The organism is Streptomyces alkaliphilus (genome assembly GCF_014141535.1).
GTDB lineage: Bacteria > Actinomycetota > Actinomycetes > Streptomycetales > Streptomycetaceae > Streptomyces > Streptomyces alkaliphilus.
The window spans coordinates 1-1,900 of the sequence record NZ_VKHT01000960.1 but is presented as its reverse complement, the minus strand read 5'-3'; the positions used below and the strand labels follow the sequence as shown (position 1 = coordinate 1,900).

1 protein-coding gene is annotated in these 1,900 nt (G+C 71.7%); it reads right to left on the bottom strand.

Going from position 1 to position 1,900, the window contains the following annotated elements:
• Window positions 1-29: 29 nt before the first annotated feature.
• Entirely contained in the window at window positions 30-1,397 is a 1,368-nt protein-coding gene (locus FNQ90_RS21495) for an ABC transporter ATP-binding protein (protein WP_182607868.1), read from the bottom strand.
• Window positions 1,398-1,900 lie beyond the last annotated feature (503 nt).

Genomic DNA, 1,900 nt, shown 5'->3' with positions numbered 1-1,900 from the left:
GGCCCCGCCCGCCCCGCCGGGTCGACCGATCAGCGGTCCAGACCGGGCACGTGCGTCGGCACCGGGCAGATCCGCTCGCCCGCCGTGTCGAAGACGTACAGCCGATCGAGGTCGATGAGCAGGGGCACCCGCTCACCGGGTCGCGGCTGCACCTCGGTGGAGGTGCGCACCACCAGATCGGCGGCGATCCGCTCGACCGGGGCAGGCCCGCGGTGATCCGGTCCGGGGCGCTCCGGGGCGTCGAGAGCCGTCCCCACCCCGCCGGCGGACGCCCCGTGCCGTGCCGGGGCGGAGCGGGAGCGCCGCCGCAGCCGGGCCAGTGCGCCGGGCGCGCTGCCGTTGCGGCGCTGTCGGTCCCCGGCACGCCGCGGCGCCTCCAGGGCTCCCACGTCGGCGGGTTCCCCTCCGATGCCGACGTGCACCAGGGACTCGTGTCCCTGGAACTCCACGTGGCGCACCACGCCCTGCAGGACCGCCTCCGAGGGGCGCATCGCCTGCGTCGGGGCGATGCGCACCGCCTCCGAGCGCAGGCCCACGGTCAGGTCGCGCCCCATCTGGATGCGCAGCAACTGGTGGTCCGGGCTCAGCGGCTCGGGCAACAGCATCTTCTGCGACCCGAAGTCCAGACTCATCCGTCCGCCCAGGGGCGCCAGCACCCGGGCCCGCAGCAGGTTGATCCGGGGTGTGCCCACGAAGGCCGCGACGAAGACGTTGTTCGGCAGGTGGTAGACGTCGCGGGCGGGGCCGGTCTGTTGGATCACCCCGTCGCGCATCACCACCACCCGATCGCCCAGGGACATCGCCTCGGCCTGGTCGTGGGTCACGTAGACGGTGGTCACCCCCAACTGGTGGGTGAGCGCGGCGATCTCGGCCCGCAGCCGGTTGCGGAGCTTGGCGTCGAGGTTGGAGAGCGGCTCGTCCATCAGGAAGGTGCTCGGGCGGCGCACGATCGCCCGCCCCATGGCCACCCGCTGCCGTTCGCCACCGGACATCTGGGCGGGGAGGCGGTCCAGGAGTTCGCGGATGCCCAACATGTGGGCGGCGGAGTCGATGCGGCGGTCGTGGTCGCCACCGCCGTCGTGCTCCATGCGGAGCGGGAACTCCATGTTCCCCCGCCCCGTCATGTTCGGGTACAGCGCGTAGTGCTGGAAGACCATCGCCAGTCGTCGGTCGCCGGGGGAGAGGCCGGTCGCCGACTCCCCGTCCAGGAGCACCTCCCCCGACGTGGGTTCCTCCAGACCCGCTATCAACCGCAGCACGGTGGATTTCCCGCAGCCCGAGGGGCCGAGGAGGACCACGAACTCGCCGGGTGCGATGTCCAGCGAGAACCGGTCCACCGCGGGAATGGAACGCGGGTAGACCTTGGAGACGTCTTGCAGGGAAATGGCGCGTGTCATCGATCCACCAGGTGCAGGCGACGTTGCCGATGTCGGTGGAACGTAGCGCAGTCGCACGGGCGGCGGAACGGTTTCGACGCGATCCTTCGTTCCCTATGGGGGATGAGCGCCTTTGGTGTGCTTTCGCGCCTTTTCCTCCGGTCGTCACGGGAGCCCCTTCACGCCACCCCCCTCACCTCTCCCTCTCCGGTCGCCTCCATCACAGGTGTCACACTCCCGTGTCGGAGCCGTGGTGCCCTCCGGTTCTCCCCCGTGTCCCGCCCGTTCCCCGGTGCGGGGTCCGGCACATCGGGCGGACCATCACCCCGAACGATGCCGCGTGTTGGGGTCCGGAACCATCCCGGGAGGCCGTCCGGACACGTACATTTGGCATTCGGGTGATCAACGATGCGGACCGGCGCACGTGTCGGGAGCGCACCTCGGCGGGCGACGCGGCACGGGCGGACGGGCCCGGGCAGGGGGCACAGGATGAGCAGGGACGGCACGCGGCACGGCCACCACTC